This window comes from Vibrio amylolyticus (assembly GCF_023145695.1).
In the GTDB taxonomy this organism is placed as follows: domain Bacteria; phylum Pseudomonadota; class Gammaproteobacteria; order Enterobacterales; family Vibrionaceae; genus Vibrio; species Vibrio amylolyticus.
Genome location: NZ_JAJHVV010000003.1, coordinates 371,780 through 397,574, shown reverse-complemented (window position 1 = coordinate 397,574; position 25,795 = coordinate 371,780). Strand labels below are relative to the sequence as shown.

The 25,795-nt window shown below is 43.1% G+C and carries 20 protein-coding genes; 10 read left to right on the top strand and 10 right to left on the bottom strand.

What is annotated here, in order from left to right; all coding sequences use genetic code 11:
• Positions 1-117: 117 nt before the first annotated feature.
• The 3 genes from KP803_RS06840 to KP803_RS06830 all read right to left on the bottom strand — a co-directional run bounded on the left by KP803_RS06840 (position 118) and on the right by KP803_RS06830 (position 2,271).
• Positions 118-453, bottom strand: a complete 336-nt coding sequence (locus KP803_RS06840) for a hypothetical protein (RefSeq protein ID WP_248008102.1) — start codon at positions 451-453, stop codon at positions 118-120.
• A 249-nt stretch (positions 454-702) separates the two neighbouring features.
• A complete protein-coding gene (locus KP803_RS06835; RefSeq protein ID WP_248008101.1) occupies positions 703-1,473 on the bottom strand; it encodes an isocitrate lyase/PEP mutase family protein in 771 nt (256 codons plus the stop codon).
• 411 nt (positions 1,474-1,884) lie between these two features.
• Positions 1,885-2,271, bottom strand: coding sequence for a hypothetical protein (locus KP803_RS06830; protein WP_248008100.1), 387 nt, complete (start codon positions 2,269-2,271; stop codon positions 1,885-1,887).
• Positions 2,272-2,482: 211 nt separating this feature from the next.
• Between KP803_RS06830 and KP803_RS06825 the strand changes: the two genes are divergently transcribed.
• Complete coding sequence (locus tag KP803_RS06825; protein WP_248008099.1) at positions 2,483-3,436, top strand: DUF2860 family protein; 954 nt, start codon at positions 2,483-2,485, stop codon at positions 3,434-3,436.
• A 92-nt stretch (positions 3,437-3,528) separates the two neighbouring features.
• Here the strand turns inward: KP803_RS06825 and KP803_RS06820 are convergent, their stop codons facing one another.
• The 4 genes from KP803_RS06820 to KP803_RS06805 form a co-directional block, all read right to left on the bottom strand.
• Entirely contained in the window at positions 3,529-4,461 is a 933-nt protein-coding gene (locus KP803_RS06820; protein WP_248008098.1) for a LysR family transcriptional regulator, read from the bottom strand.
• Positions 4,462-4,614: 153 nt separating this feature from the next.
• Positions 4,615-5,904 carry a MipA/OmpV family protein gene (locus KP803_RS06815; protein WP_248008097.1) on the bottom strand — a complete coding sequence of 430 codons (1,290 nt, stop codon included), beginning with the start codon at positions 5,902-5,904 and terminating at the stop codon, positions 4,615-4,617.
• Between the two features lie 244 nt (positions 5,905-6,148).
• Positions 6,149-9,202, bottom strand: coding sequence for an efflux RND transporter permease subunit (locus KP803_RS06810; RefSeq protein ID WP_248008096.1), 3,054 nt, complete (start codon positions 9,200-9,202; stop codon positions 6,149-6,151).
• Between the two features lies 1 nt (position 9,203).
• Positions 9,204-10,289: an efflux RND transporter periplasmic adaptor subunit gene (locus KP803_RS06805; protein ID WP_248008095.1), complete on the bottom strand. Its 1,086-nt coding sequence runs from the start codon at positions 10,287-10,289 to the stop codon at positions 9,204-9,206.
• 662 nt (positions 10,290-10,951) lie between these two features.
• Here KP803_RS06805 and gltS point away from each other — a divergent pair.
• The gene (gltS, locus tag KP803_RS06800; RefSeq protein WP_248008094.1) at positions 10,952-12,151 is read left to right on the top strand and encodes a sodium/glutamate symporter; all 1,200 of its coding nucleotides are present in this window, start codon (positions 10,952-10,954) and stop codon (positions 12,149-12,151) included.
• 402 nt (positions 12,152-12,553) lie between these two features.
• Here gltS and KP803_RS06795 read toward each other — a convergent pair whose 3' ends face one another.
• Positions 12,554-13,807 (bottom strand): D-amino acid dehydrogenase, encoded by a 1,254-nt coding sequence (locus KP803_RS06795; RefSeq protein ID WP_248008093.1) that lies wholly within the window; start codon positions 13,805-13,807, stop codon positions 12,554-12,556.
• 102 nt (positions 13,808-13,909) lie between these two features.
• Here KP803_RS06795 and KP803_RS06790 point away from each other — a divergent pair, with 102 nt between their 5' ends.
• From KP803_RS06790 to KP803_RS06780, 3 genes are all read left to right on the top strand, one after another.
• Positions 13,910-14,824 (top strand): LysR substrate-binding domain-containing protein, encoded by a 915-nt coding sequence (locus tag KP803_RS06790; RefSeq protein ID WP_248008092.1) that lies wholly within the window; start codon positions 13,910-13,912, stop codon positions 14,822-14,824.
• Positions 14,825-15,516: 692 nt separating this feature from the next.
• Positions 15,517-17,358: a glycerophosphodiester phosphodiesterase gene (locus KP803_RS06785; RefSeq protein WP_248008091.1), complete on the top strand. Its 1,842-nt coding sequence runs from the start codon at positions 15,517-15,519 to the stop codon at positions 17,356-17,358.
• Positions 17,359-17,401: 43 nt separating this feature from the next.
• Positions 17,402-18,352, top strand: coding sequence for a hypothetical protein (locus KP803_RS06780; RefSeq protein ID WP_248008090.1), 951 nt, complete (start codon positions 17,402-17,404; stop codon positions 18,350-18,352).
• 19 nt (positions 18,353-18,371) lie between these two features.
• Here the strand turns inward: KP803_RS06780 and KP803_RS06775 are convergent, their stop codons facing one another.
• Positions 18,372-19,181: a sulfite exporter TauE/SafE family protein gene (locus tag KP803_RS06775; RefSeq protein ID WP_248008089.1), complete on the bottom strand. Its 810-nt coding sequence runs from the start codon at positions 19,179-19,181 to the stop codon at positions 18,372-18,374.
• Positions 19,182-19,499: 318 nt separating this feature from the next.
• Here KP803_RS06775 and KP803_RS06770 point away from each other — a divergent pair, with 318 nt between their 5' ends.
• On the top strand, positions 19,500-20,474 hold the full coding sequence (locus KP803_RS06770; protein WP_248008088.1) for a DUF1852 domain-containing protein: 975 nt from the start codon (positions 19,500-19,502) through the stop codon (positions 20,472-20,474).
• 30 nt (positions 20,475-20,504) lie between these two features.
• Positions 20,505-21,533, top strand: coding sequence for a methionine synthase (locus KP803_RS06765; RefSeq protein ID WP_248008087.1), 1,029 nt, complete (start codon positions 20,505-20,507; stop codon positions 21,531-21,533).
• 87 nt (positions 21,534-21,620) lie between these two features.
• Here KP803_RS06765 and KP803_RS06760 read toward each other — a convergent pair whose 3' ends face one another.
• Positions 21,621-22,508, bottom strand: coding sequence for a LysR family transcriptional regulator (locus KP803_RS06760; RefSeq protein WP_248008086.1), 888 nt, complete (start codon positions 22,506-22,508; stop codon positions 21,621-21,623).
• 154 nt (positions 22,509-22,662) lie between these two features.
• On the opposite strand from KP803_RS06760, the gene KP803_RS06755 reads away from it, so the two are divergent.
• The 3 genes from KP803_RS06755 to dgcN all read left to right on the top strand — a co-directional run bounded on the left by KP803_RS06755 (position 22,663) and on the right by dgcN (position 25,792).
• Positions 22,663-23,583: an NADP-dependent oxidoreductase gene (locus KP803_RS06755; RefSeq protein ID WP_248008085.1), complete on the top strand. Its 921-nt coding sequence runs from the start codon at positions 22,663-22,665 to the stop codon at positions 23,581-23,583.
• A 198-nt stretch (positions 23,584-23,781) separates the two neighbouring features.
• Complete coding sequence (locus KP803_RS06750; protein ID WP_248008084.1) at positions 23,782-24,675, top strand: LysR family transcriptional regulator; 894 nt, start codon at positions 23,782-23,784, stop codon at positions 24,673-24,675.
• Positions 24,676-24,787: 112 nt separating this feature from the next.
• Positions 24,788-25,792 (top strand): N-acetyltransferase DgcN, encoded by a 1,005-nt coding sequence (gene dgcN, locus KP803_RS06745; protein ID WP_248008083.1) that lies wholly within the window; start codon positions 24,788-24,790, stop codon positions 25,790-25,792.
• Positions 25,793-25,795 lie beyond the last annotated feature (3 nt).

The window sequence follows — 25,795 nt, the reverse complement described above, 5'->3', positions numbered from 1 at the left end:
CTTCTGAGTTATGAAGTGCCAACTGTGAAGGTTCTGGACAGGAATGAGTTTGTAAAAATGATCGGTTAGTATTGATATCATTAGATTGACTAATGCAAACTCTAGATTTGGGTCGCTTTACTGGCCACGTAATGGAATTTGTCGACCATTTAGGCTCAATTTATCGACCGTCGCATAGCTGTCATTAAGACTATGGTAATCAATTTTCACATCATCATTAAGATTAAATATTAGTAACGCCTCATCACAAGTTGATCCTTTGACACCAAATACAAACCTCTTTCGTAGTCCATTTCGCACCAAGTACAGCTCTACAGAGTCACGAGACTTTGCGGTTTGTACGCATTTCTTGGCATCAACTTTCCCTTCAAAGAATTCAGGGGCTTTTAAATATAAGACTGAAGACATAGTGAACAAAATAATTATCGATCCAACTACAAAAAACTTATTCATTCGGTTCCTCTGTCTATAAGTTCTAATAAGCTTTCTTCAAAATTTTGCGTACTTTCGTGTTTGAAAGTACCGACTATAACGATTATGGACATTTCTGAGCTAGCGACTTTGTTAATTTAGATAAGTGCGGATAACTTTGAGTACTGCTAAACACCGTGCAGCACCTCATAATTAGGTGCCATAGGTGAACGGAGTAGGACAAACCGTTCTCCTTGGAGATATGTAGAGGAGATTTTACTTTCCTCTAACTCAATTTGTATTACTGAAAAGTGGTGCAAATGATTGAGTATCCGCGACTTTCAACAAGTCATTTTCTAGTTTTTTATAGATCCTACTATAAGCATAATTCCCCATGCTTATACGTTTTACCCCTAACTCAGAAAGAGTCGTGAAGTCAGGCAAACGTTGGGTACACATTACGTTTAGAGGTAGCTCTGTGAATTCTGAAAGAACCTTAATGTCCTCTTTTTTCTCTAAAAAGGGTACAAAAATGCCATCTGCACCTGCCTTTTGATACAGGGATATACGAAGCTTTGTTTCCTCAAGTGGAGTATCACTTTTGACTAAATAAGCATCTGTTCTTGAGTTCAAGAATATGGAAATATCTGATGCACGTAAAAGTGCTACCAAACCAGAGATGGTATTTTCCATTACATATGGATCTTTTAGAACTCTCTTTCCATCTATGACTACGCTATCTTCGATGTTAATCCCAACGACCCCAATTTCAGCTAACGCCTTAATATTGTCATAGATTTCAGATATTGTTTCCCCATAACCAGCCTCAATATCAACAGTCAACGGAATGGTTGTTCGGCTCTTAATCTTAATTACAAGATCGTGCAACTCAGAAAAGGAAATTTCTTCCCCATCTGAATACCCAAGCATACGAGAAATGGCTGCACTGGAAGTACCGATACATTGGTAACCAGCCTGCTCTGCTATAACTGCACTAAACACATCCCATACGTTACATATCAGAACTGGCTCTGGTTGAAAGTGTAAGCTCCTGAAATCCATATTAATAATCCTTATAACCATCTTCAGATAAAAGCTAACACGACCATGGTATTATTGAATAGTCATGCGGATGGATTTTTTGTCTACACACCCCTATTTTGATAGAAAATGGGAGTTTTCTGTCACGGCCTCTCATCTGTAAACCATGAGCAAAAGTAAGGTGATTTCAGTGGCACGATCTACCACTGAGTAAATACGTTAACGCGCAACGGGGCCGATCTTTATTGTCACAATTGGCTTCTGGTAGCTATGCTGGAAACGGACTTCAGAAGTAGAAAAGTTTTAATTTTTGTTGTCCAGCGACAGCGGCCCCCTTAACACTAACTGCTTTACAAAGTGTCCCATCTATATGATGCAAACACTTTTAACTAAACTTTTCAACGCGATCCACATTTATCGAGTATCTTCTATCTAACACTCGCTTTTTAGTAATGACCGTGAGTAATTTCGCAAAGCAACAACGTTAAAAATTGCTCGCATATCAATATGCTTTATCTCTGATTCTATATGGACTTCATCTAACCAGAACACATCAAAAAGCAGATGGAGATCATTTGCTAACAACTGTGGAACGCTTTCTTTCTGTTCTATGTGCTGAGCAAGCATTTTTGTTATATCTACAAAAATAATTCGACTCGTCACCTTCTCTTTATTTAATTTTTCAATGTGCAGGTCAATATTATTGACGATGATAATTGAGCACTTTCCTTCTCCAAAATCGAAAACATCATAGGGCCTGTCATTCAGGTAAATGGTCGTTTGGTACCGCTCTTCTTTAAGAATTGCACTTAAGGTCATTGTCTTTTCCAATTAAGAATACATTACCACACTTTATACTTAGCTAATGCTAGAAAATATGAATATGAGATATTCATACATGCCATTTGTAACAGTCAAATATGCATAACTGTTACCCATATTAATAATGAAAATAAAAACTAATATAGGCCCCACTAAACGGATGTAACGAAATAGCAGTAAGGAAAATAAAAATTAAGAGAGTTAAAAAATGAAAACTAAAAGCATATTAGCAGCATCAATTCTATCTTCATTGGCAACAGGGGCTTTTGCCTTTGATTCTTCTCGTTTGAGTGGTGAGATTATACTAGCGACAGGCTATATGTCGACCAACTCTAACCTTAGTACAGAAAGCGATGCGCTGCTAAACGATAATACGAGTAAAGGCTCACACAGCGACGATGTTATTGTTATGCCGCTTGGTCACATTTCGTATGAACTGGTGCAAAACCGAACCCAAAGGGTTTACATGGGTACATCTCGCGACGACTTAGCCGTTGGTGACTTGGCTTTTGAGATTGGCTATCAGTTCGATATGCAAAACGGTACACAGATAGATATTGCTTATTTGCCAACTGTTTTATCTGGTGAAGTATGGAAAGACCCATATTTAACAGGCCATCGAAGCAAAACAGATATTGATGGCCACGCTTATCGCTTGAAACTGAATAACATCGTCGGTTCTGGTTTTTCAGTCGATATGGCCTATGCCACACAGGAAATAGATGAAGAGCGCATTCAAGATTCAGAGCTACTGCGCGATAGTGATATGTACGCCTTTAAGGGTAGCTATTTAGCACACTTTGGGGCCAATATGGGGCTAAGCACGAGCCTAGGTTACCTTAATAATGATGCCGATGGTAAAGCAGAGACGTTTGAACAATACGAATTGGAAATGACGTATTTTGTCACTCATTCCGCGCACACACTCGCCGTGACGAGCAGCTATGCTTACCGAGACTACGATGGCCATAACTCTTTGTATGGTAAAACGCGCTCTGACAACAAGCACAAATTGTTTGTCGCTTATGAGTACGCTAACTTTGCAGGACTAGATAACTGGAATTTGGTTTCGTTTGCAGGCGTGAACTATAACGATTCCAATATTGATTTTTACAAGAATGAAGAGTACCTAGCGTCAGTGGGTATGAGCTACAAGTTCTAAAATAGATAGAAGCGTCCCCCTAGTAAAGCCCCCGCTCTGAGCCTTATGGTTTGAGTGGGGGTCTTTACGTTTAAGGGCAAAGGATGGCAGACTTAGCTCTCTGGTTGAACAATCGAGTTAAAGAAGCCCTGCATTGCCTGATGCAAACACTGGTTTAATGGATAACCACGCTTAGATTGAAGGTACCCACCCGAAACACTGACACTTCTAAATCGTTCAGGCATATCCGGTAATGGGTAGCACATCAATCTGTCGTCGTGCTGCAGGATATAACTGCTGTTGAATGCCATCGCATCCGAGTTCACCAAACAGTCAATCATGACAGGTACGTTATGACTAACCAGCTTTACATTTAGCTCGCCCCCTTTTTGCATAAAGAGCTCATCATAATAATCGTATTTTCCAACCTGACTATTTGATGCGTACTTAACAATAGGAATATTTTTGATCGCATCCCAGTCGGACGTTTGACTAAGAACTGGGTGATCTTTTCTCGCGACCAGATTTACTTTTATGTTCGACAGATGATGGGTGTAGAGGTCTTGTGGCAGCGGAAACTGAGTATAGTGAAGCATGTAGTCAATCTCACGATCCAGTAAACCTTGTAGTGAGTCTTGCTGCCAGTACACAAAACGAAACTTGGCTTTTGGTAACGTGTTGGTTAATGCTTGATACAAACCACGGCCAAATACATCCAACAAGGTCAAGTCACACACGACCACAATGTTTCCAGAGTACTCGAGAGGGTCAAAGGTTTGATACGCCTCGAGAACCTGAGTGAAGGGAGTAAGCATATGTTCCGCCGCTTCCGCGAGCTTTTCCGCTAACTCTGATGGCTCGACACCATGTGCTTTGCGAATAAACAATTGATCGCCAAATGTTTCTCTCAGTTTAGCCATCCCTCGGCTCACACTGGTTTGTGAAATGCCTAACTTTTCTGCTGCTACCGAGGTATTTTGGGTCTCCACCACAACACGTAACAGCTTCAGTAAGTTCAAATCGAGATCTTCAAGACTCTTTTTCATAGTGAAAGGGACCTATTCTGATTATCACTGTTTCTACTAACATACCATAATCTCAACTATTCAATAAGTTGGTCGTTCAATCAATGTTGACCAACTTCTAAACTATGAGCATAAAAAAGCCGCCCAATAAGGCGGCTAGGATCAAACTGTCACTTAAAAGTGCCACTGCAAGTAGACAGTATTGTAGTCACTGCCCCCTTTGATCCTGCCAAAGGCGGAGGTGGTGGTGAAAATTCCTGAACGATGGTGCAAGCTGTAGCCCAGCCAAAGGTTATCTAACGATTTATTTCTGAATACATCGCCCATATTGACGTCAACGCTGAAATCAAGGTAGTTCATCAGCTTACTCGGCTGATAGCCATTCCCTTCCAGATGTGTACTTTCCACATGGCTAATCTTGGTGGCGTAGGAAATGCCTTCAGCAAACCCAAGCCTAGTGCGAACCGAGAAATCAATGGTGTAATAGGCTTTAATCGCGATGGCAAATTCATCAAAGGCACTTTGTGTATCTGAACTGTGGTGATACACATAACCTGGTGTTAGATAAAAATCGAGTGGCCAACCAAACACCCCGCCGGCTAAAGGGTGCCCGTAATAAATCGACGTCATTTGGTTGCGTTCTGGATCAGTTTCGTTGTCTAAGAACAGCAAATCTGTTGGCCCAGATAAAGTCGCCACTCCACTGGCCAAGCGAAGGTAAGCTCCTTTTGGAAGGCTCGCTTGGTTTGGAGAAGAACTGCCAAACATCGCCACACCTAGATACCCTTCCCATTGACTATGAGAATCAATGGTGCTGCTGGAATAGGTATCGTGATCAAATATTGTTAAGCCTAAATGCCCCACTGCATACAAGTTTCTGTACAGCTGCATACGACCTTTCGCACCCACTTGGCTGTCTACTGCTGAGCCGATCTCTTCAAGTTGCAGTCCATAGTAGGTATCGTTAAAACGCGCCGACTTAGCTCTTAACGACGCATAAAGCGCACCATCCCAGCCATTCCCTTCTAACTTGTAAGCACCAGTTAGATTTGAATAATAACGGCTGTCGTAGTCGGAAAGCACTTCAATGCTGATATCGAGGTTCGGCGAATAATGCCAAGTTGCTTTGCCACCTATATCAATTTGAGAGCCTTGAATGGTATTTTGTGCGCTACGAGGGATATCGAAAAAACGCATTTGGGCAGCAAAGCCAAAGGAAAACTCTTCGCTGCGATAAAAATGAACACCCCCAGAAGCGCCATCTAGGTAGGCATGAACACCCTTGTAGAACAGTAATGGCATCACGTCATTGACCGTGTTCCCACTAGTCTTGTATGGCATGCTCGCACTCCTTACCCCAATACCCACTCCCCAATTTTCATTGGTTTCTGTGTTTGAAATAACGGTTTGAGAAGCCAAAGCCAAAGGAGATGCCATCGTTAATAATATGATGAGGTTACGCATAGTGTTCGCTCTCGTTTTATGAGTGCGAGTGGCACTCTTAGTTGATCTCTCCCTCCTTAGGTCTGCACTGCGCTATTCGAAAGCCGCCTCTTCCTGATGTGTGTAAGTGTATGGACTTAAGGCGCTTCAAAACACGTATTACAGTTATTCATTTTTGGTGGTTTCACATCGGAGTAACTTCAATAAGGCAACAAAAAAGCTCATCTATACAGATGAGCTTTTACATCGCTGTTCATGCCAAATGTCAGGCTATGGTTTTCGGTTTTACTCTGAAGAAGAGTGCGTAGTTCAGTGGAATCACCACCAGTGTTAGTACGGTTGCAAACAGAAGACCAAACATAATCGTCACCGCCATACTCTTAAAGAATGGATCTACCAGTAATGGAGCTACACCCAAAATCGTTGTTGTCGCACCTAAAATAACTGGCCTTGCTCTGCTCATTGCCGCTTCAATTATGGCGTCGTAGGCTTCTTTTCCTGTTTCAATCTCTTTTTCCGCTTGATCGACTAATACAATAGCGTTCTTCACCATCATGCCCACTAGGCTAAGAAAGCCAAGGGTTGCCATAAATTCAAATGGCGTTTGGAACACCACTAAGCCGATTGCTACACCTAGTACTGCGAGTGGAACCGTACACCAGATAACCAGAGCTTGGCGGATACCATTGAACATGAACACGACGGCAAGAACCATTGCAGCAAACCCATAAGGTGCCGATATCATCAAGCCCTCATCCGCTTCTTTAGCCTCTTTGTACTCACCGTGCCATTCGAATTGGTAACCCACTGGCAATGGCATCGCTTCAATGCGTTCTTTCACTGCATCAAGTGCATCGGCAGTCAGTATGCCAGAACGTGGGTCCGCTTGAGCCATGATAGTTGGAATTCGATCTACTCGGCGTAACATAGCGTCTTGCCATTCTAGCTCAACACGATCAACAAACTGCGCTAGCTGTAGGTACCCACCTGCAATTGAGCTGTAGACTTGCGTATTCTCAATACTGCGCTCGTGGTCTCGCTCTTGTTCTGGTGAGCGAACGACGATTGGAATCAGATCGTTACCATCGCGAAGCACACTCACTTGTCGACCAACTAATGACTGCTCTAATGCCTGATTAAGCTCTTGCGTTGTTAACCCAAACTGTTGAGCTCGATCAGATGCATACACAGGTTTTACTACTGGTACTTGCTGACGCCAATCATCTTGAATGGCTACCAATTCTGGTGTTTCTGCCATTATCTGTTTCGCGTGTTCAGCAAGCTCTCTCAATACGGCGCTGTCTGGGCCGCTGAATGCTGCCTCAATTTTTTTACCGCCACCAGGGCCAAGCATGAATTTCCAAACATTGATTGAAGCTTGCTCATATTTGTCACCTAGCTCAACTTGAAGCTCAGCCACCAAATCTTCGATTACGTCAAAATCATCTACATCAACCAGCATCTGTGCATACGCGGTGTTGCTCGCTTGCGGTGAGTAGGTCAGCATAAAGCGCATGCCGCCAGAGCCAATGAAGCTGACTGTATTCGTTACGCCATCTTTAGCACGCACATCTTCCTCCATTTCTAGCATTACCTGCTCAGTCGTTCGGATATCAGTGCCCTGTGGAAGGAACACATCTATGGCAAACTGTTCACGTTGCGATTCAGGCATAAAACCAGGAGGAACGTAGCCAAACATCTTCACCCCTAGCACAAATACCACGACAACCACCACAAGGCCTTTTTTCTGGTTGTTTAGTACCCACTCAAGTGTTCCTTTGTACCAGACAGAGATTTTGCTTGGCGCTTTATCTTGATTTTGCTGTTTTACCTTCAAGAAATCATGGCAAAGCAACGGTGTCACTGTAATAGCCAGTACCCAACTCAAGAACATTGAGTACAAGATTACCCAGAATAAAGTCCCTGCATATTCACCCATGTTCGAAGGTGACAAACCTATCGCACTAAACGCACAGATACCGACAATAGTGCCGCCTAATAGAGGCCACTTGGTTTCATTGACAATGTCGCCAACAATTTGCTGTTTGTCTTCCTCTGGATTTTTCCGGAGACGAGTCAAGATGCCATCTGTCACAACAATTGCGTTATCAACTAGCATACCCAGCGCAATGATTAGCGCACCTAGAGAAATACGTTGCATCGCTATATCGTCAATCAGCATAACGATTAGCGTACCGGCTACCGTTAGCACCAATACAAAACCAATAACGACGCCAGTACGCAAGCCCATAAACAGCAGCAGTACCACAAAAACAATCACTACTGCAGCGATTAGGTTGTTAATAAAGTTGGCTACCGACTCGCGAACAGAATCTGACTGAATAGAGATCTCGTGCAGCTCAATACCATGTGGTCGTTGCGATTCTAACTCCTCAATACGAGCCTTGACTGCATCGCCCATTTCAACAACATTACCACCTGCAACGTTTGAGATACCTAAGCCAACAGCACGCTCACCGTTGTAGCGCATCAAAATTGAAGTAGGCTCTTGATAGTCATAGGTGACGTCAGCAATGTCTTGTAGACGCACCACTGTATTATTGTTACCTACGGCAACTTGCAGTGACTTTAGCTGCTCAAACGAGCTAATGTTGGCACTTGGTGCCACAGCGACTCGCATGCCATCGGTGTCTAACTGACCCGCTACCGTGACAATATTTTGCTTCTCTAGAACTTGATAGATCTGTTGTGCTGATACGCCAAATTGAGATAAACGTCCGCTAGAGATCTCAATAAAAATCGTCTCTTGCTTCTCCGCGAAAGTAGCTGTTTTTGATACTCCTGGAACCAACACGAGCTCTCGACGCAAAGTATCCACATAATCTTGCAGCTGCTTGTCAGTAAAACCGTCCCCTGTAACCGCATAAAACTGTGAAAACACATCAGCAAAATCGTCGTTCACGATGGAAGCGGTGGCACCAGGAGGCAATGAACGCTGAGCATCGCTAACTTTACGACGCAATTTGTCCCACACTTGCTGAAGCTCGCCTTCCGTTTTTGAGAACTCTCGTTTGATTTCAACCGTAACTTCAGACACACCCTGTTTGGAGACTGAAGTGATCTCCTGAACCTCTTGTAGAGACTGCGCTGCACCCTCAATGACATCTGTAATTTCATCGGCAACCTCTTGTGCGGTTGCACCTGGGTATGGCGTTACAATCACCGACTGACGAATCACAAATTCAGGATCTTCGAATCGGCCCAGTTTTAGGTAACTGATATAGCCGCCAATCAGCATGAGGGCAACCATGACCCAAACACTGGTGCGCTTTGCAATGATATGTTGAGCGATGTTCATATTAATATGCCTCTGTTAGCTCTGGGCGGACCACAAGACCTTCAACAAGGTTCCGTGTGCCTGAAACCACCACTCGCTCTCCCAATTGCAAGTTTGATTCAATCATGATTCGGTCTCCGTTCAATCCACTAGTGAAGACATTGCGCTTACGAAGTGTGTCACTTTCATCAACGATCCAGACATATTGGTTGCCCATATTGTCTGGGTTAACGGCGGTCAAAGGAACTTGGATCGTTTTAAGATCGGACTGAACTTCATTGGAATAAACATGGACATTCATGCCCGGCAGCAAACGACTTTCTGGCTGAGTGTCGATGGCAAATGTCACCGCATAAGTACCTGAAACTGGGTCGGGTTCCGTCTCATATTTTTTTAACGTCAGCTTAAACGTCTCATACGGCGCAATCGCTGAATCAGCAAAAATGTGGTTCGCTTGGCTATTGCGAGTCATTAATGACTCTGGCACATGAATAACAGCTTCAAGATCATTTAAATCATGCAATGCAACAATTGCCTCGTTGCTCTGAACAAGCACATGGTTATCAACGTAAATACGGCTCACTACTCCAGAAAAAGGCGCAGTTAACGTTGTATCATCAAGGCGGCGAGATGCTTCTTCAAATCGATTTTGAGCGAGGTTAAAACGCAGTGTAATCTCTTCAAATTGGCTCTTTGAGATAGACTGACGGCGATCGAATAAAGTTTTAGCACGTTGGTATTCTGAGCGAGCATTATCACGTTCAATTTTTGCAGAGGTTTGAGCTATCTGTGCATCCACGGAATCAAGCTGTGCAATGATCTGACCTTGCTCAACGTAATCACCTTCCTGCACCAGTAGCTCTGTCATTCGACCACTGTTTCTAAAAGAGAGTTCAGCGCGGCTTACTGAATGGACTGTTCCATTAAAAGATAAGTCAGCAGCTTTAATATTCGACACCATTTCTACATAGACAGGGCGAACCACAGGTTCAGATACCACAGTTTCAACGTCTGATTTACAACCTGTCAGTGCAACAGAAAGTGAAATAGCGAGTGCTAATACTGTTGGACGTAGTTGACCCATAGTTAACATATTTGAATTTTTCACAACCTTCTCCAATGAGAGTTTTTATAATTAGTCACGTGTATTGATCACGCTTTGAGTCCTTTTACGATTTCCTTTTGCCGAGCAGTTTACTTAGTTGAACGATTATCTCGATGAATAAGAGTTATTCATTTGTGCACAAACCCTATCTGCTGATAATTCACCGTAAATAAGATTAGCTGCATATGTTTCATCCTCCTCACACTCTTCCTGGTTGTCCGTTTTTCCAGATTCGAAAATCTGCTGTAGATACATAGACGAAAGGTGGTCGTCCAGGCTGTCACTGCTGCTGTAGTAATTCATCGTTGCCAATGTAGATATGAACTTTTTTATATAGCGCATGGGTTGTCCTCTATTTAGACGTCAACGTTCAACATGATTTGATGGGGGACACGATAGTCGATAGAAAGAGCACATTACTATGGGTTAGAGATATTCAAATTTGGGGAGTGCCAGTTTTCATAAATGAATACCTCCTATTCATTTAGGTTCTGGAGAAAACCAAGCAGAATATATTTAAAGATATTCAAGTGGGAAATAAAAATGAATAAGTACCTTCTAATTTATATTATTTTTTCTAGTTATGTAGCCTTGTTATTTCTACTTGTTGGAAGATTGGCATAGCCAACCTTATTAGTTAGAAAGTTAAAAACGGTAATTAATTTATGCAAGTTTTAGAAATCGATGGTTTTATCTCATTTACTTTAGCGATCGTGCTTTTATTTATAGGCAAGTTTGCAACGATGCGGTATCACTTATTACAGAAATACAGTATTCCAGAGCCTGTGATTGGTGGTTTTATATGTGCCATTGTGGTCGCAGCGATGTATTGGTTATTCGATCTGACTATCGAGTTTGATTTGGCCATTAGGGATATATTGCTGCTGTACTTCTTTGCGGGAATCGGTCTCAGCGCCAATCTGAAAACGTTAGTGTCTGGCGGAAAACCGCTATTGATTCTGACGTTCCTTGCGATTGTCTACATAGTACTTCAGAACATCATTGGCGTGAGTGTGGCTTCACTGCTTGGGTTAGAGCCACTCTTAGGTCTGATGGCAGGGTCGATCTCTTTGATTGGTGGCGTGGGCACGACCATGGCTTGGTCTCCAATCTATGCCGATATGGGGATAGATAGCGCTGCAGAAGTGGGATTAGCGGCGAATACGCTCGGTTTAATATCAGCTTGTTTGGTTGGTGGCCCAATTGCAAAATACTTGATCACCAAACACAGACTCACCCCAAACCCTGACCATAATCTGGATATTGGTGTGTGCCACAATGAAACCACGAAACTGGATCACTTTGGTTACCTATACGCTTGGCTAATGCTGAACTTAAGTTTGATTTTTGGTTACTTCATCAACATTGGATTTGAACAAATCGGCTTACAACTTCCTATGTTTGTAGCGTGTTTGGTTGGAGGGATCATTCTGGGTAACGGCAAGTCGATGTTGCTGAAAAAGAAAAAAAGTAGTAACGGCCATCTTGGCCAAGCACTTATCTCAGATATCTGTCTGGGTATGTTCTTAACGATGGCACTAATGGGTCTTCAGTTGTGGCAACTACAGAGCACTATTTTGTTCTTAACTATCGTGATGTTCTTCCAAATTGTTCTGTCGATTGTGTTCACCATTTGGGTAGTCTTTCGCTTTATGGGTAGAGATTACGAGGCTGCGGTTATCGGATCAGGTTTTGGTGGTATTACCCTAGGTTCAACTGCAACAGCGATTGTGAATATGACGGCGGTGAGTCAACGATATGGCGCCGCGCACAAGGCATTCATAATTGTTCCTTTGGTGTGTGGCTTCTTTATCGATATCGCCAACGCTCTGATCATTAATTCATTTATTATCTTCAGTTTTTAAGCTAGTTGTTGAACAAGCACGAAGCAACTTTGTTCATTAAATTGTGTTATTTGGTTTGAAAGGAGGCAAACCAAGTGACTTTGTCATTAGGCTAACTATCGAGCCGATCGAAGAGTAGTCTATGATCAAACTTTATTGTAATTGCCTTCTTGAAGCGATGCGCCTATAGCTTTCCTTTAAATCATACTGTCAATGCGTTTGCTGCCTCAACAGCATTGATGATGTGGTACGGTTGATTGGATTGATCTCTTACGGCTTAGCATCATTGATTGGGGTAGATAAAGTAAGCTTCAAGCACCACTTATGAGATGTTATTATCGGCCTTACTGAGGCTTTAATTGCCGCTATTGTTACATTAAAGTTTTTTTGCCTGAAAGCTAGATCTCAGTTGGTTTATATCTATCAACCGTATCGTTGCATGCCCAGATCATGATGTTCAATGCTCGGTCTTTTTTGACTAATTATATCTGCTAGTAACTGCCCAGAGCCGCAAGCCATCGTCCAACCTAACGTGCCATGACCTGTATTGGTGAACAAATTTTTGATTGGTGTTTCTCCAATAATTGGTGTGCCATCTGGAGTCATCGGCCTCAAGCCAGTCCAGTATTCCGCCTGCTTGAAATCACCAACATCAGGAAATAGCTCATTCACAACGCGATTAATCGTCGCTGTTCTTTTCTTAGGAATGGATAAGTCAAAATCGCACAACTCTGCGGTGCCTGCAACTCTTAATCGATTATCAAATCGTGTAATCGCGACCTTATATGTTTCATCCATTACCGTTGACTTCGGAGAGTATTCGTCGTGCTTAATCGGCAATGTCAGTGAGTAACCTTTCACCGGGTAAGTGGGTAACTCAATGCCAAGTGGCGCAAGTAACTTAGCAGAATAACTCCCACAAGCGACCACATAATAGTCAGCGTCTAATGATCCTATACTAGTCTTGACCGATTCTATGGAGCCGCTTTTTACAGCTAATGAATGAATATCCGTATTGAAATAGAACTCAACACCCGCCTGTTTAGCAAGCTTGGTTAACTGCTGACAAAATAGAAAGCAATCCCCCGTTTCATCATCAGGTAGATGTAAACCTCCCACTATTTTATCTTGAACACGTTTAAGTGCTGGCTCTTTTTCTAGGCAACCTTCCGTGTCTAATAAAGAAAACTGGGTATTACTTTGTTGTAAAAGAGCCATGTCCTTTTTTATTGCGTCGAGCTGTTTAGAATTTCTAAATACTTGAAGTGTCCCTTTTTGGCGACCTTGATACTCAATCCCACTGCTCATCCGTAACTCAGTTAAGCAGTCGCGACTATAGTTTGCCAGCCTTAGCATTCTTGATTTGTTAGTATTGTATTGGGAAGTTCGGCAATTCATCAGCATTTTACTCGCCCAAGCCATCATTGAAGGCGAGAGGCTTGGCTTAATTTTCAGTGGTGCATGCTCTTGCATTAGCCATTGAATCGCCTTCAAGGGAATGCCAGGCGCAGCCCAAGGTGATGAATAGCCATAAGATATTTGCCCTGCATTGGCAAAACTGGTCTCTTTACCACACTCAGATTGACGGTCAATGACAGTCACACTATGACCTTGAAGGGAAAGATACCACGCGCTTGTTAACCCTATCACGCCTCCACCCAATACAATTACTTTCATTATTATTTTCCCTTCTGTTAGCTGCGCTTAGTTTGTGTTATTTACAAAACAGCAACAATCGATAAGAATTAACAACAACGTATAGAAATACTAAAGGCGAAGATGAAGCATTTGAAAAATAATATGGCGTCGGCCTTGATGACGTTTGTTGAGGTAGGCAAGCGAGGCAGTTTAACTCGCGCTGCAAAAGCCAAGTGCTTAACTACTGGTGCAATTAGCCAGCAGCTTTTACAACTTGAAGAGAATATCGGAGTTCGCTTGCTCGATCGGCATTCAAGAGGAGTAACGTTAACCGAGGCTGGACATCTTCTGTATAGAGTTGCTTCATCAAGCTTTCAAGATATCGACATGGCATTATCCACTCTACAAAGTCAATCGTCAGACTCTTCAGAGGTGAGGCTAAAACTGACCCCTTCCTTTGCTTTTAAATGGTTAGTTCCAAGGTTAGAGAACTTCCACCGATTACATCCTGAGATTCAAGTTCAAACATACGCAGAAGGTGCTTTGGTTGATCACACCTCACAAGATTTTGATCTAGCCATTGATTACGGTCCTTTACCCTATCATGACCATGAGGCCGAATTATTAATGGAAGAGAAGCTGATCCCAGTCATGAGTCCAAACTATTTGGCTCAACATGCATGGCTCAACGGTGAAAATCCTGGGAAAGAAGATTGGTCTGAGATTACATTACTACACGATGCTCAACCTTGGCTCGGTGCGATACGACATTATGAGTGGCAATATTGGGCAAAAGTAAATAACGTCCATCTACAAGCTGATAAAGGGCACTTCTTTAATCGAACTGACATGGCGATGTCAGCTGCTGAAGCGGGAGTAGGAATAGCACTTGCTAGAGAAGCGCTTATTCAAGATGAATTATCACAGGGCCGATTAGTTGCCTTACTACCTACCATCAAAGCCAATGCGGGATATGTCCTTCACTATCAGACTGATTCAGCGCCAACAAATTGCTTTGTTCAGTGGATGAGAAAACAAGTTGGAACAACGGCCTAACAAATAAGGATTAAGGTGTTGCACGGCCAACACTAAATCCCGAGCGTTGAACTGCCCAAAGCCACCTTATTAAGTCAATTGTACGATTGGGCTTGAAGAGCACGCTGAGTTAAATGTGCTTTACGATACTTGTAGTAATTCGGTGACTTACTAAGATGTGCATATCCAAAACTCATTTCTGTTCAATAACGAATTGTAGAGATTCGGATTACTGCAAACTTTTCAATTTTAGTCGATGTTACCTATCGAATTTCGTAGATAGTAGTCTCCCCTTCTATTTCATGATCAAGTCCTTCGATGATGATTAGCTTGTTTTATATTCTTGCCGTTTGTCTCCCCCCCCTCCGTCACTACTCAGTTAACAAGTCTTATGGAGCAGGTCAGCAGCTTTGAATTACCAAAATTTTGGTAGTAATAACCAGTAGATTCTCTATGTAAGACATTGAAATCATGTATATAAAAAGAGCTGGTCTGGCTCTTTTCATCTGAGGGAAGTTCCACGGAATTATCATAACTCCCTTATAGAACAATTAGTTATTAATTAGAATATTTAGTTCCTACCAACATTGGGCTTTCACCGTTTTTAACGATCAGAAATCTTCCTATTTTCCAATTCATACAAATAGACAATCCAGTGCTATAATCCAAACCAGAAATAGACTCTAGATTCACAGAACAGGCGACACATCCTCTTGAGCACCGCATTTTTCCATCGCACTCGTCATATCGCCTATTTTGCATGGCACAGACTCAAAGCTAGTGGCTTACAAATGTTGGCCTGCTTTCTTCTCGTAAGAAGTGCGTTAATCACGCTATTTGTTCCATTTGATTTATGGATCTCATCTAAACTGATGGGCTTTTATGGCGTGAGTGCTATTGCAAACCAAGAGCTGCTTGCGTTCTTTCTTTCCCCTGCAGGTTTCCTACTCAATTTGTGGTTTGTTACGCAACTCAGTTTCGCTTTTTTTATTGAACAATCAACGATTAGCATCCTGCTCGCACAGCATGATTTGGGAAAGCGTTCTATTTTGGATGCGTTTGGGCTCATCATTCAACGTAGCTTTCGAGTCGTAAAAGTAGTATTGGCACAATCGATTGGGATCAGCCTATTGCTTGCAACCTTATTATGGTGTGGACGTTGGATCTATGGATTGATGCTTAATGACTGGGATATCAATTACTATATTAGTCATCAACTTGGTTCTCTATGGATGGCTGTAGGTTTATTGATTCTCATTAGTTTACCATGTGTCCTTTTAGTGCTTCGATACTGGGCCAATTGGTGGCTAGCTCTACCCCTGAGCCTTTTTCAAAACTGCTCACAATGGCAACTTTTTAAACAGGCACGACGCTTAAGCCAAGAGATCTATCCGCACATACTCTTTGGCCATATCGCTTGGTTACTTGGTCGAGTGGTGATTACTGCCATATTCGCCGCAACAATGATATTTACGTTAGAGCCAATATTATCGTGGGCGACATCCGATCAAGACCGCTTTTCTTGGATTGTATTTGCAGGATTACTCTTGCTTGGGGTTACGCTGGTGCTTAGCTTTATAGACCGCTTTATCTATGCCAGTTGTCAGTATTATGTGCTTCGTCTACAAACGAAACGCCTTAAGTTAGTCAATGAACAAGCGCGTTTTGTCGGCCTGAAACAAAATACCCAACGTCGTGTGTTACTTAGTGGCGTCATGCTATCACTTATACTATTTTCCATGTTCAATGGTTATAACGATGTCCGTCATTTCGTCCAGCATCTACAAACCAATACAACGGGTTACATCACAGCGCACCGAGCCGGTGGATTTAAGTACCCTGAAAACAGTGAAGCCGGCGTTCAATACTCAATTTCTTTAGGAATCCAAAGCACGGAAATAGACGTACAAATAACTAAAGATGGCCAAATTGTAGTTTTTCATGATCGCGATTTAGGGAGAATGATTGGTAACCCCATGATTGTAGAGGAATCGACTTACGCCGATATTTCTTTGGCTTACCAAAAAGTCAGCCAAACTCCACCACCGTTACTCACTCAACTATTGGACGATTACTCTCAAGACATTGAATTCAATATTGAGCTAAAACGCTATAACCAGAGCCTTGACCTAGCTTTTGCAATGGCTCAATTATTACCAAACTACCAACAAGCAATGATCGTTTCTAGCTTAGATACTGAACTTCTATCGTCGTTGATGTCTAGCCTAGAAGAGAATCGTCCAAAGCAGTTACGCTACGCCCTTATTTACGCAGCGAGTGTTGGCGAAACTCAACTAGAAAGAGAGGTTGATATGCTCATGGTAAGCACCCAATGGCTTAACGCTTGGCGTATTATTGAGATACAACAGCGTGAGCAAGAAGTACTAGTTTGGACAATTAACAACGCCGCTGCGATGCAGAAACTGTTCTTACTTGGAGTCGACGGCATTATTACCGATGAACCCCAATTAGCATTGGATACTCAATCAAAAATTGATCAGATGGAGTTTTCCGAACGAGCACTGCTTACTTTACGTTACTGGTTATCTCTCTAACTTTAAACAGCTTCCCTATTTTAAACAGCGAATTTGAAATCCTATGCCTCATACTCCGATTGATATTCCCTTCAATTTTCGCCATCAATGTTGGTTCTGTGGTGAGCCATCATTGTCACTATTAATGTTTCCACGTAATGCTACCGCTCAAGATAGGATCGAGCATGCTCCATTGGCATTACCTGCATGCTCTGAATGCCAATCCATCAAAAGCTCTCACCATCTCCAGTCCGTTTGGCAGCTTCGAGCACACATCAGACAAGCTCTTATTAGCAAGTACGCGAAACATTTAGGCATAGGGGAAAACTGGACAAAGCAAGAGCTCGTGGATAGTGAGTTTTCAGGAGCTATATTAGGTGGTTTTGGTAAGAGCGCGTGGAAGATGTATGAAATCGCCAAGCAACGAGTTTCTTTCCAGAGTTGGCCACTGAGTATCAACGAAATACCTTTAAGCAGCTCTGATGACACAAGCCGTTTTGAATATAACGGTACAACCTACTCTTCCGTCAAAGCCTGCATTGATTACTTCGTTCAGGCAACAAATATTGATGAAGAGTTACTCACTCAGCTAATTAGTCTAGTGACACCTAAACGTTTTGATTACGCCTTAAAAATTGCCAAACTGAATAAACGCATCTCAAACGCTCAGCGTTCTGAAATAATAGAAGAAATACGCCAACAAGAAACCGAATCAAGGGAAATTGAGCTAAACAAGCAAAACAACATAGGTGCTGCTATTCACAGCACAGTTACAGAAGTCACCCTATCTGGCGTGACAGCACCAGTCTTTGCCATTCAATGGGCACTCAAGCAAGGAATAAGCAACCTTGCTGAGTTATGCCACATCGAAGATGCTTACTTTGACGACCACCAACACCTAGGTGGGGCTAAAGCCTTTGCTTCGTATAACGGACTACAACTTTATTTACAGGCGCGCGAAGATGTAACCTGGACTGAGAATCACGATCCTAATAAATTGCTCTGGGAGCATTAATCAGACCGTTACCCTCCCCCTAATTCATTACCATATTGGCAGCCATAACGACCAGTAAGCCTGCGAAGATCTTCTTAATGGTAGAAACCGGTAGCGATTGTGTTGCTTTTGCTCCCATTGGCGCGGTAAACCAAGAAGTACTTACAATGCCAGCGAGCGCTGGAAGATACACAAACCCGGCAAATCCATCTGTTAACGCGAAATGACTGCTACCTGAACTGATATAACCAATAGAACCAAATAGCGCGATGACAATGCCACACGCTGAAGCGCAACCAATAGCTTTTTTCATATCGAGAGAGAAGAACGTGAGCAAGGGGACGAGAAGCGCCCCACCACCAATTCCAATCATTGCCGACAGACCACCAGTGATTGTCGTTAGAATCGTTAACACGCCTTTATTGGGTAGTTTTCGCTCTTTCGGTGCACTGTTATTGCTGCTTAAGAACATTTTCAACGCAATAAGCACCACGCTCACAGAAAAAACCAAACGAACAACTTGTTCAGGCAACAGCGCCGCCATAAAACCACTGACCAGAGCACCAAGCGCCACGCCAGTCATTATCCAAGGCGCAAGCGCCCATGGCACGTTACCGTTTTTATGATGAGCAATAGCCGAAGACGTCGAGGTGAATAAAATGGACGCCAACGATGTTGCAACCGCCGCAACCACGACCTGCTCTGATGGCAGTACCTCAAAATGAAGTAAAATAGCGCTAAGCACGGGGACAATCACTAGCCCCCCGCCAATGCCTAGTAGACCTGCTAAAAAACCAACTCCACTGCCTAATAATGCACAGTATATAAATAACAACAGTAGTTCACTCACTTCATTATCCCTATATTAGCTGAGGCTATTTAATCCCTATAAATACCCACTTTTTAAATTAAGTTAAGTAATATAACGGTTAAAAATAAAATGAAACATGAATATTTCTCATGTTGAATGTGAAGTAAATCCATTGTTATTCGAACACCAAACAAAGCTATAAATAACCATCGCTCTTAATCATCGTTTTTAACTCAACTGCAATAAACAAAAAAACGGTGGTGACAACCAACTGGGAAAATAGAAACAAAAATGAAAACCCAGAATGAGCAACGAATAATTCAGCTTTCATCTTAGGAAATAGGATAACCGAATACCATGAATACAGATTTCACTTTTACTATTAAAAGCCTCAGTCTCGATGAAAATTATCACCCATCAGACAGCACACGTATCACCACCAACTTTGCAAATTTAGCGCGAGGTGAGAGCCGTCAAGACAACTTACGTAACGCACTAAAGATGATCGACAATAGCTTCAACGCATTAGCACATTGGGATAACCCAAAAGGCGATCGCTATTCTGTCGAGCTTGAAATTATTTCTGTTGATATGGACATTGAAGGCAGCGATCAAACTTTCCCATCGATTGAAGTTTTAAAAACCAATATTGTCGATAACAAAACCAAAGAGCGCATCGAAGGCATTGTCGGTAATAATTTCTCTTCTTACGTTCGAGATTACGACTTTAGCGTATTGCTTCTTGATCATAATAAAGACCAAGCTCAATTTAGTATTCCAGAGAATTTTGGCGACCTACACGGAAAGCTATTTCAATATTTCGTGAACTCGAATACGTATAAAGAACACTTTAATAAAGCACCCGTTATCTGTCTCAGTGTTTCCGACAACAAAGTTTATAGCCGAACGGAAAATAAACACCCTGTGTTAGGTTTCGAATATGAGCCAAATGAATCTTCATTAACTGAACAATATTTCAAAAAAATGGGGCTGCAAGTTCGCTACTTTATGCCGCCAAATAGTGTTGCACCTTTGGCCTTCTATTTCTTTGGCGACCTACTTAATGATTATTCAAACCTTGAGCTGATTAGCACCATTAGCACAATGGAAACGTTCCAAAAGATTTATCGACCAGAAATTTATAATGCCAACGCGGTAGCGGGAAATTGCTACCAACCGAACCTGAAAAATCAGGACCACTCACTAACTCAAATTGTTTATGACCGCGAAGAACGAAGCCAACTCGCTATCAAGCAAGGTAAGTTTGCTGAAGAACACTTTATCAAGCCATATCAAGCAGTTCTTGAGCAATGGTCAGCGAGTTACGCATAAATATTAACGGATTAAACGGCGGCATTTATTATGAAAACACTATTACCAACTTCAACGTCTGGCAGCTTACCTAAGCCCTCTTGGCTTGCTGAACCCGAAACGCTTTGGTCGCCTTGGAAACTTCAAGGGGAAGAATTAGTAGACGGCAAACAAGATGCATTGCGCGTTTCACTGCAAGAGCAACAACTGGCAGGTATTGATATCGTCAGCGACGGCGAGCAATCACGCCAACATTTCGTCACGACCTTTATTGAGCACCTAAGTGGCGTTGATTTTGAAAACCGCCAGACCGTCAAGATTCGCGATCGTTACGATGCAAGCGTACCAACCGTTGTCGGCCCTGTTTCTCGCCAAAAACCAGTGTTTGTAGAAGATGCTAAGTTTCTTCGCCAGCAGACTGACCAACCGATTAAATGGGCGTTACCTGGCCCTATGACGATGATTGATACGCTTTACGATGATCACTACAAAAGCCGTGAAAAGCTAGCTTGGGAATTCGCCAAAATACTCAACCAAGAAGCCAAGGAGTTAGAAGCAGCTGGCGTTGATATCATCCAATTTGATGAGCCAGCCTTTAACGTGTTTTTCGATGACGTTAATGATTGGGGTATTAAGTGTTTAGAAAGAGCCATTGAAGGGCTGAAATGCGAAACGGCTGTGCACATTTGTTACGGTTACGGCATTAAAGCCAATACCGACTGGAAGAAAACGTTGGGTACAGAGTGGCGACAATACGAAGAGGTGTTCCCGAAACTACAGAAATCCAACATCGATATCATCTCACTAGAGTGTCATAACTCTCGCGTCCCAATTGAGTTACTTGAACTCATCCGTGGAAAGAAAGTCATGGTCGGTGCAATTGATGTCGCCACCGACGCAATCGAGACGCCAGAAGAGGTCGCAGACACGCTACGAGAAGCACTCAAATACGTTGACGCAGACAAACTTTACCCTTGTACCAACTGCGGTATGGCGCCTTTGTCGCGCTCAGTAGCCACGGGCAAGTTAAATGCGTTAAGTGCGGGTGCTGAGCTTGTAAGAAAAGAGCTCTCCGCTTAGTCGCATCCTATAAAGTAATACCGAATGGGGCTAGTGTTAGCCCCTTCTTTTTGGACTGAATATCAGATTAATAAAATATCGTTTAACCTACCAACTCCCGATATATTCCTGAAACCACTCTTCAAAAAAATTGATGAATTTGTGTACTTTCAGTGGCGTATACGTACGTTCTGGGTACACCATACTAATAGTAATTTTTCCCTTCTGGTAATCAGGAAGCAAAGTGACGAGATTTGATTGAAGGTTCACGCTCTCGTCCAATTGACCACTTACTGGGATAAAGCCGACTCCCTCGCCTTGCTCAACAAGGTGGCGTACAAAAGCGGTACTGTTTACTCGCACTTTTCTCTCAAACTTCACGCTCTCTGTTTTTCCTCCTATTTCAAAATCAAAAGTGCTGGAACCTGCGTATCGATGTGATATCAATGGATGCTCAGCAAGATCACTGGCAACTTCGGGATGCCCATGCCGCTCCAAATACCCAGTAGAAGCCATCAAATGAATATTCAAGTCGCCAATGTGTTTGTAAATCAGAGTCGAATCTGGAAAGTCAGCACTTGCCCGGATACAAATATCAAAGCCTTCTTCAATCAAATCAACAAAACGGTCTTCCACCAGGATATCCAGCTCGATCTCGGGGTAGCGCCTCAAAAAAGCTGAGCACATCATGGCGCTTGCTCGATTGCCAAGCACACTCGGCATACTGACTCTCAACAACCCCGATGGTGAACCAAGCAGTTCCGACATTTCACTTTCAGCAGCCGAGAGCTGTTCCATGATTTTCTGACAATGATGCAGATACGACTTTCCAGCTTCGGTTAGTGTTAGTACCCTCGTAGTGCGTTGAAATAGTCTCGTCCCTAACGACTTCTCTAATCCAGCGATCTGTTTGCTAATATACGAAGGCGAGGTACTCATTTCATCTGCCGTTTTGGAGAAGTTTCCCACCTCCGTCACACGTATAAAAATTCGCATCGCATTCAATGTATCCATCGCATCACCTAGCTACCATCGACCTTCATCGTATCTATTTATTCCAAATTGGAAAAACTATTAACCCATAAGGCATGTTTATCATCGAAAAGTGAATCAATAAGATGGCTTTTCAATTAACAACGAGAGAGACATCATGAAAGCCGTTCAACTCACTGAAATCGATCAAATAGAAATTCGAGACGTACCCATCCCAACGCCAAAACAGGATGAGATATTAATTAAGGTAGCGGCAGTAGGAATAAACCCTGTCGATTGGAAAATTGCAACAGGACAACTCTCGCAACTGATCAGCCAAACTCTACCATTAACGCTAGGTTGGGATGTCGCGGGCGAAGTCGTCGAGTCAGGTAATGGATACTTAAAGGGAGACCGAGTCTTTGGCATGAAAACCATTGGCCAAGACGGTACGCTTTCTGAGTATTGTGCGATTAAGCGGACACACCTGACCCTTGTGCCCAAAGAACTCCCTTTAGTTGAAGCGGCGGCCCTGCCTATGGTGGCGCTAACAAGCTGGCAAGCACTGTTCACTGCGGGCAATGTTCGCCACGGTCAACGAATTTTGATTCAAGCAGGTGCCGGTGGCATTGGCACGACGGCGATTCAGCTTGCTAAAACGGTTGGCGCTTTCGTCATTGTGACGACATCTGATAAAAACAAAGAATTCGTAACAAGCCTTGGGGCTGATGAAGTGATCGATTATCAAAAAGAGAATTTCGTCGATTGTTTGAAAGATAACCCTGTTGACGTGGTCTTTGAGACTCTATCAGGCGATTTTCAGCTCGACGCGATTCAAGTTATCAAGCCGAAAGGGAAATTGGTTAGTATCTCTGGGCTGATGCAAGAAACCATTGACGCAGCAGAACTCGCCAATATCGAAACCGAGTTTATATTTGTCGAATACAACGCTATTCAACTGAAGCATTTAATGGATCTGATTGAATGCAATAAATTCAAAGCCAATATCGGTGGGCAGTATCATGTTGATGATATTCACTCAGCGTATGAAGAGAGTAAACAAGGGCGCGTACGAGGAAAATTAGTCGCCACGTTCTAGCTGCACTTTCGAGATATCTAAAACACACTGAGAGTTACAAGTTAGTAGTAACAGATAGTGAGTAATGAGGTGTGAGTAAAAAGTAAGTTGTCGTTTGAGTAATACATTCATTTTGCCTTTGGCTTTTATTCTATTACAGCAGATTTCGTGGTTCTGCTGTAATAGAATAAATTAGAAACTCAAACATTTGGACACGCCATGAAACTGAGACAACTCGAAATTTTTTACGCCATCATGCAAGCAGGCACCATTTCCGGTGCGGCGAAGAACCTGCATGTGTCTCAGCCGAATGTCACCCGAGTGTTAGCCCATACCGAGAGCCAACTTGGCTTTCAACTGTTCGAGCGAGTGAAAGGTCGACTAGTCCCGACTCAAGAAGCCAAAACTTTATTACCCGAAGCCGAACGTATATATCAGCAGCTGGGGAAATTTCGCTCTCTAACCAATAAGGTGAAGAAAGGAAGCCTGCATTTGAGAATTGGTGCGCCTCCTATTCTTGCCAGCGCATTGCTCAGCCCCGTTATTGCGCTTCTTTGTGAAGATAAAGACGTTTCCGTGGAACTCTCTACCGCCAATCGCGACGAGCTGTGCCAATCCTTACTTAAGAATGAGTTAGACGTTGCGGTTTGTTTTGGTGATGAAGCCCCATCAGGCATTGCCCATGAGCGGCTTTTAACTCAAGACATGCTCGTACTTGCACCCAAATCAGAAGCGATAGAACAAGAACAATCTAAAGAAGCGATGACACTTGCCACCTTGCTTGAAAGCCCCTTACCTCTTATTGGGCTAGATCAGCGAGATCCACTTGGCCAATTACTTCACCACGCCATCAGTCGAATCGATCCCCACTACCACCACCAGATATCTGTACGTAGCTACAATGCCGCAGCGGAGTTAGTGAGACACAGCGCAGGTTCAGCCATTGTTGATCCGTGGACAGCACAGCAATTCCACGCTTCAGAGCAGATACAAACCCTTGCTCTCGAACCAAGAATCCCACTTCATGTTTCTATTTTGCACGCAGAACATCAACCTTTGTCTATCACAGCACAGCAATTTATTGATCAATTAACGAACTATACTTCACAGTAAAACAGCGTATAACGTAACGTTATAGGTGGTTGATATTTAAGTATTCGGCAACGTCGATGGTATTTTTTATGCTGAGGTTTCTCTTGTCACGGATACAACGTAAAGGATTCCTATGTCTATCTCTCAGCCCTACCTACTTTTTCTTGGTGACGTCACCGACCCACTCGCAGCCAAAACGGCTCGCGGCATTCATCAATGGCGACCTAACTCATGCGTTGGGCAACTTCGCCTGACCGATGAAACCGTATCGTTAGGTTTAGATGAGATGAGCTTACAGCAAGCTCAAGAACTCGGGGCCAAAACACTCGTCATTGGTACAGCGAATGCAGGTGGCGTAATACCGAAAAGTTGGCAAAAGACCCTCATTGCTGCCGCTGAAATGGGGTATGAGATCGCATCGGGAATGCACCAAAGACTCTCCGATATTACCCCATTGAAAACACTTCAAGAAGAAGGTCAAACGCGCCTCCACGATGTACGACATTATGATGGAACATTGGAAGTAGGCTCTGGCAAAAAACGTTCAGGAAAACGCCTGCTCACCATCGGTACAGATTGCTCAGTGGGTAAGATGTTTACCGCACTGGCGATAGAAAAAGCACTGCAACAACGAGATGTCGACGCTCAGTTTAAAGCGACTGGCCAAACGGGCATTTTGGTTCAAGGTAGCGGCATATCAATAGATGCTGTGGTCGCGGATTTTATTTCTGGGGCCGTAGAGGCCGTTAGCCCTGAGTTCACGGATCATGAGTGGGATATCATTGAAGGACAAGGTTCGCTGTTTAACCCATCCTTCGCGGGCGTAAGCATGGGGCTGTTGCACGGAGCTCAACCTGATGCCATGGTGCTGTGTCATGAAGTGGGTCGTCAACATATTCGTCACCTTCCTCACGCTAAGCTGCCAAGCATTGAAGAGACTATCGCTGCCAACCAACAAGCCGCTCGCCTAACCAACCCCAATGCTAAAGTCGTCGGTATCTGTTTAAATACGTCAAGTATAGATGAAGAAGACGCTCGTGAATTATGTGCGCAATGGAGCGAGGAGTATCAGATTCCTGTTACTGACCCTGTTCGCTTCAGCGTGGATAGCATCATTGATAATCTTTTGGCTAAATAGGCA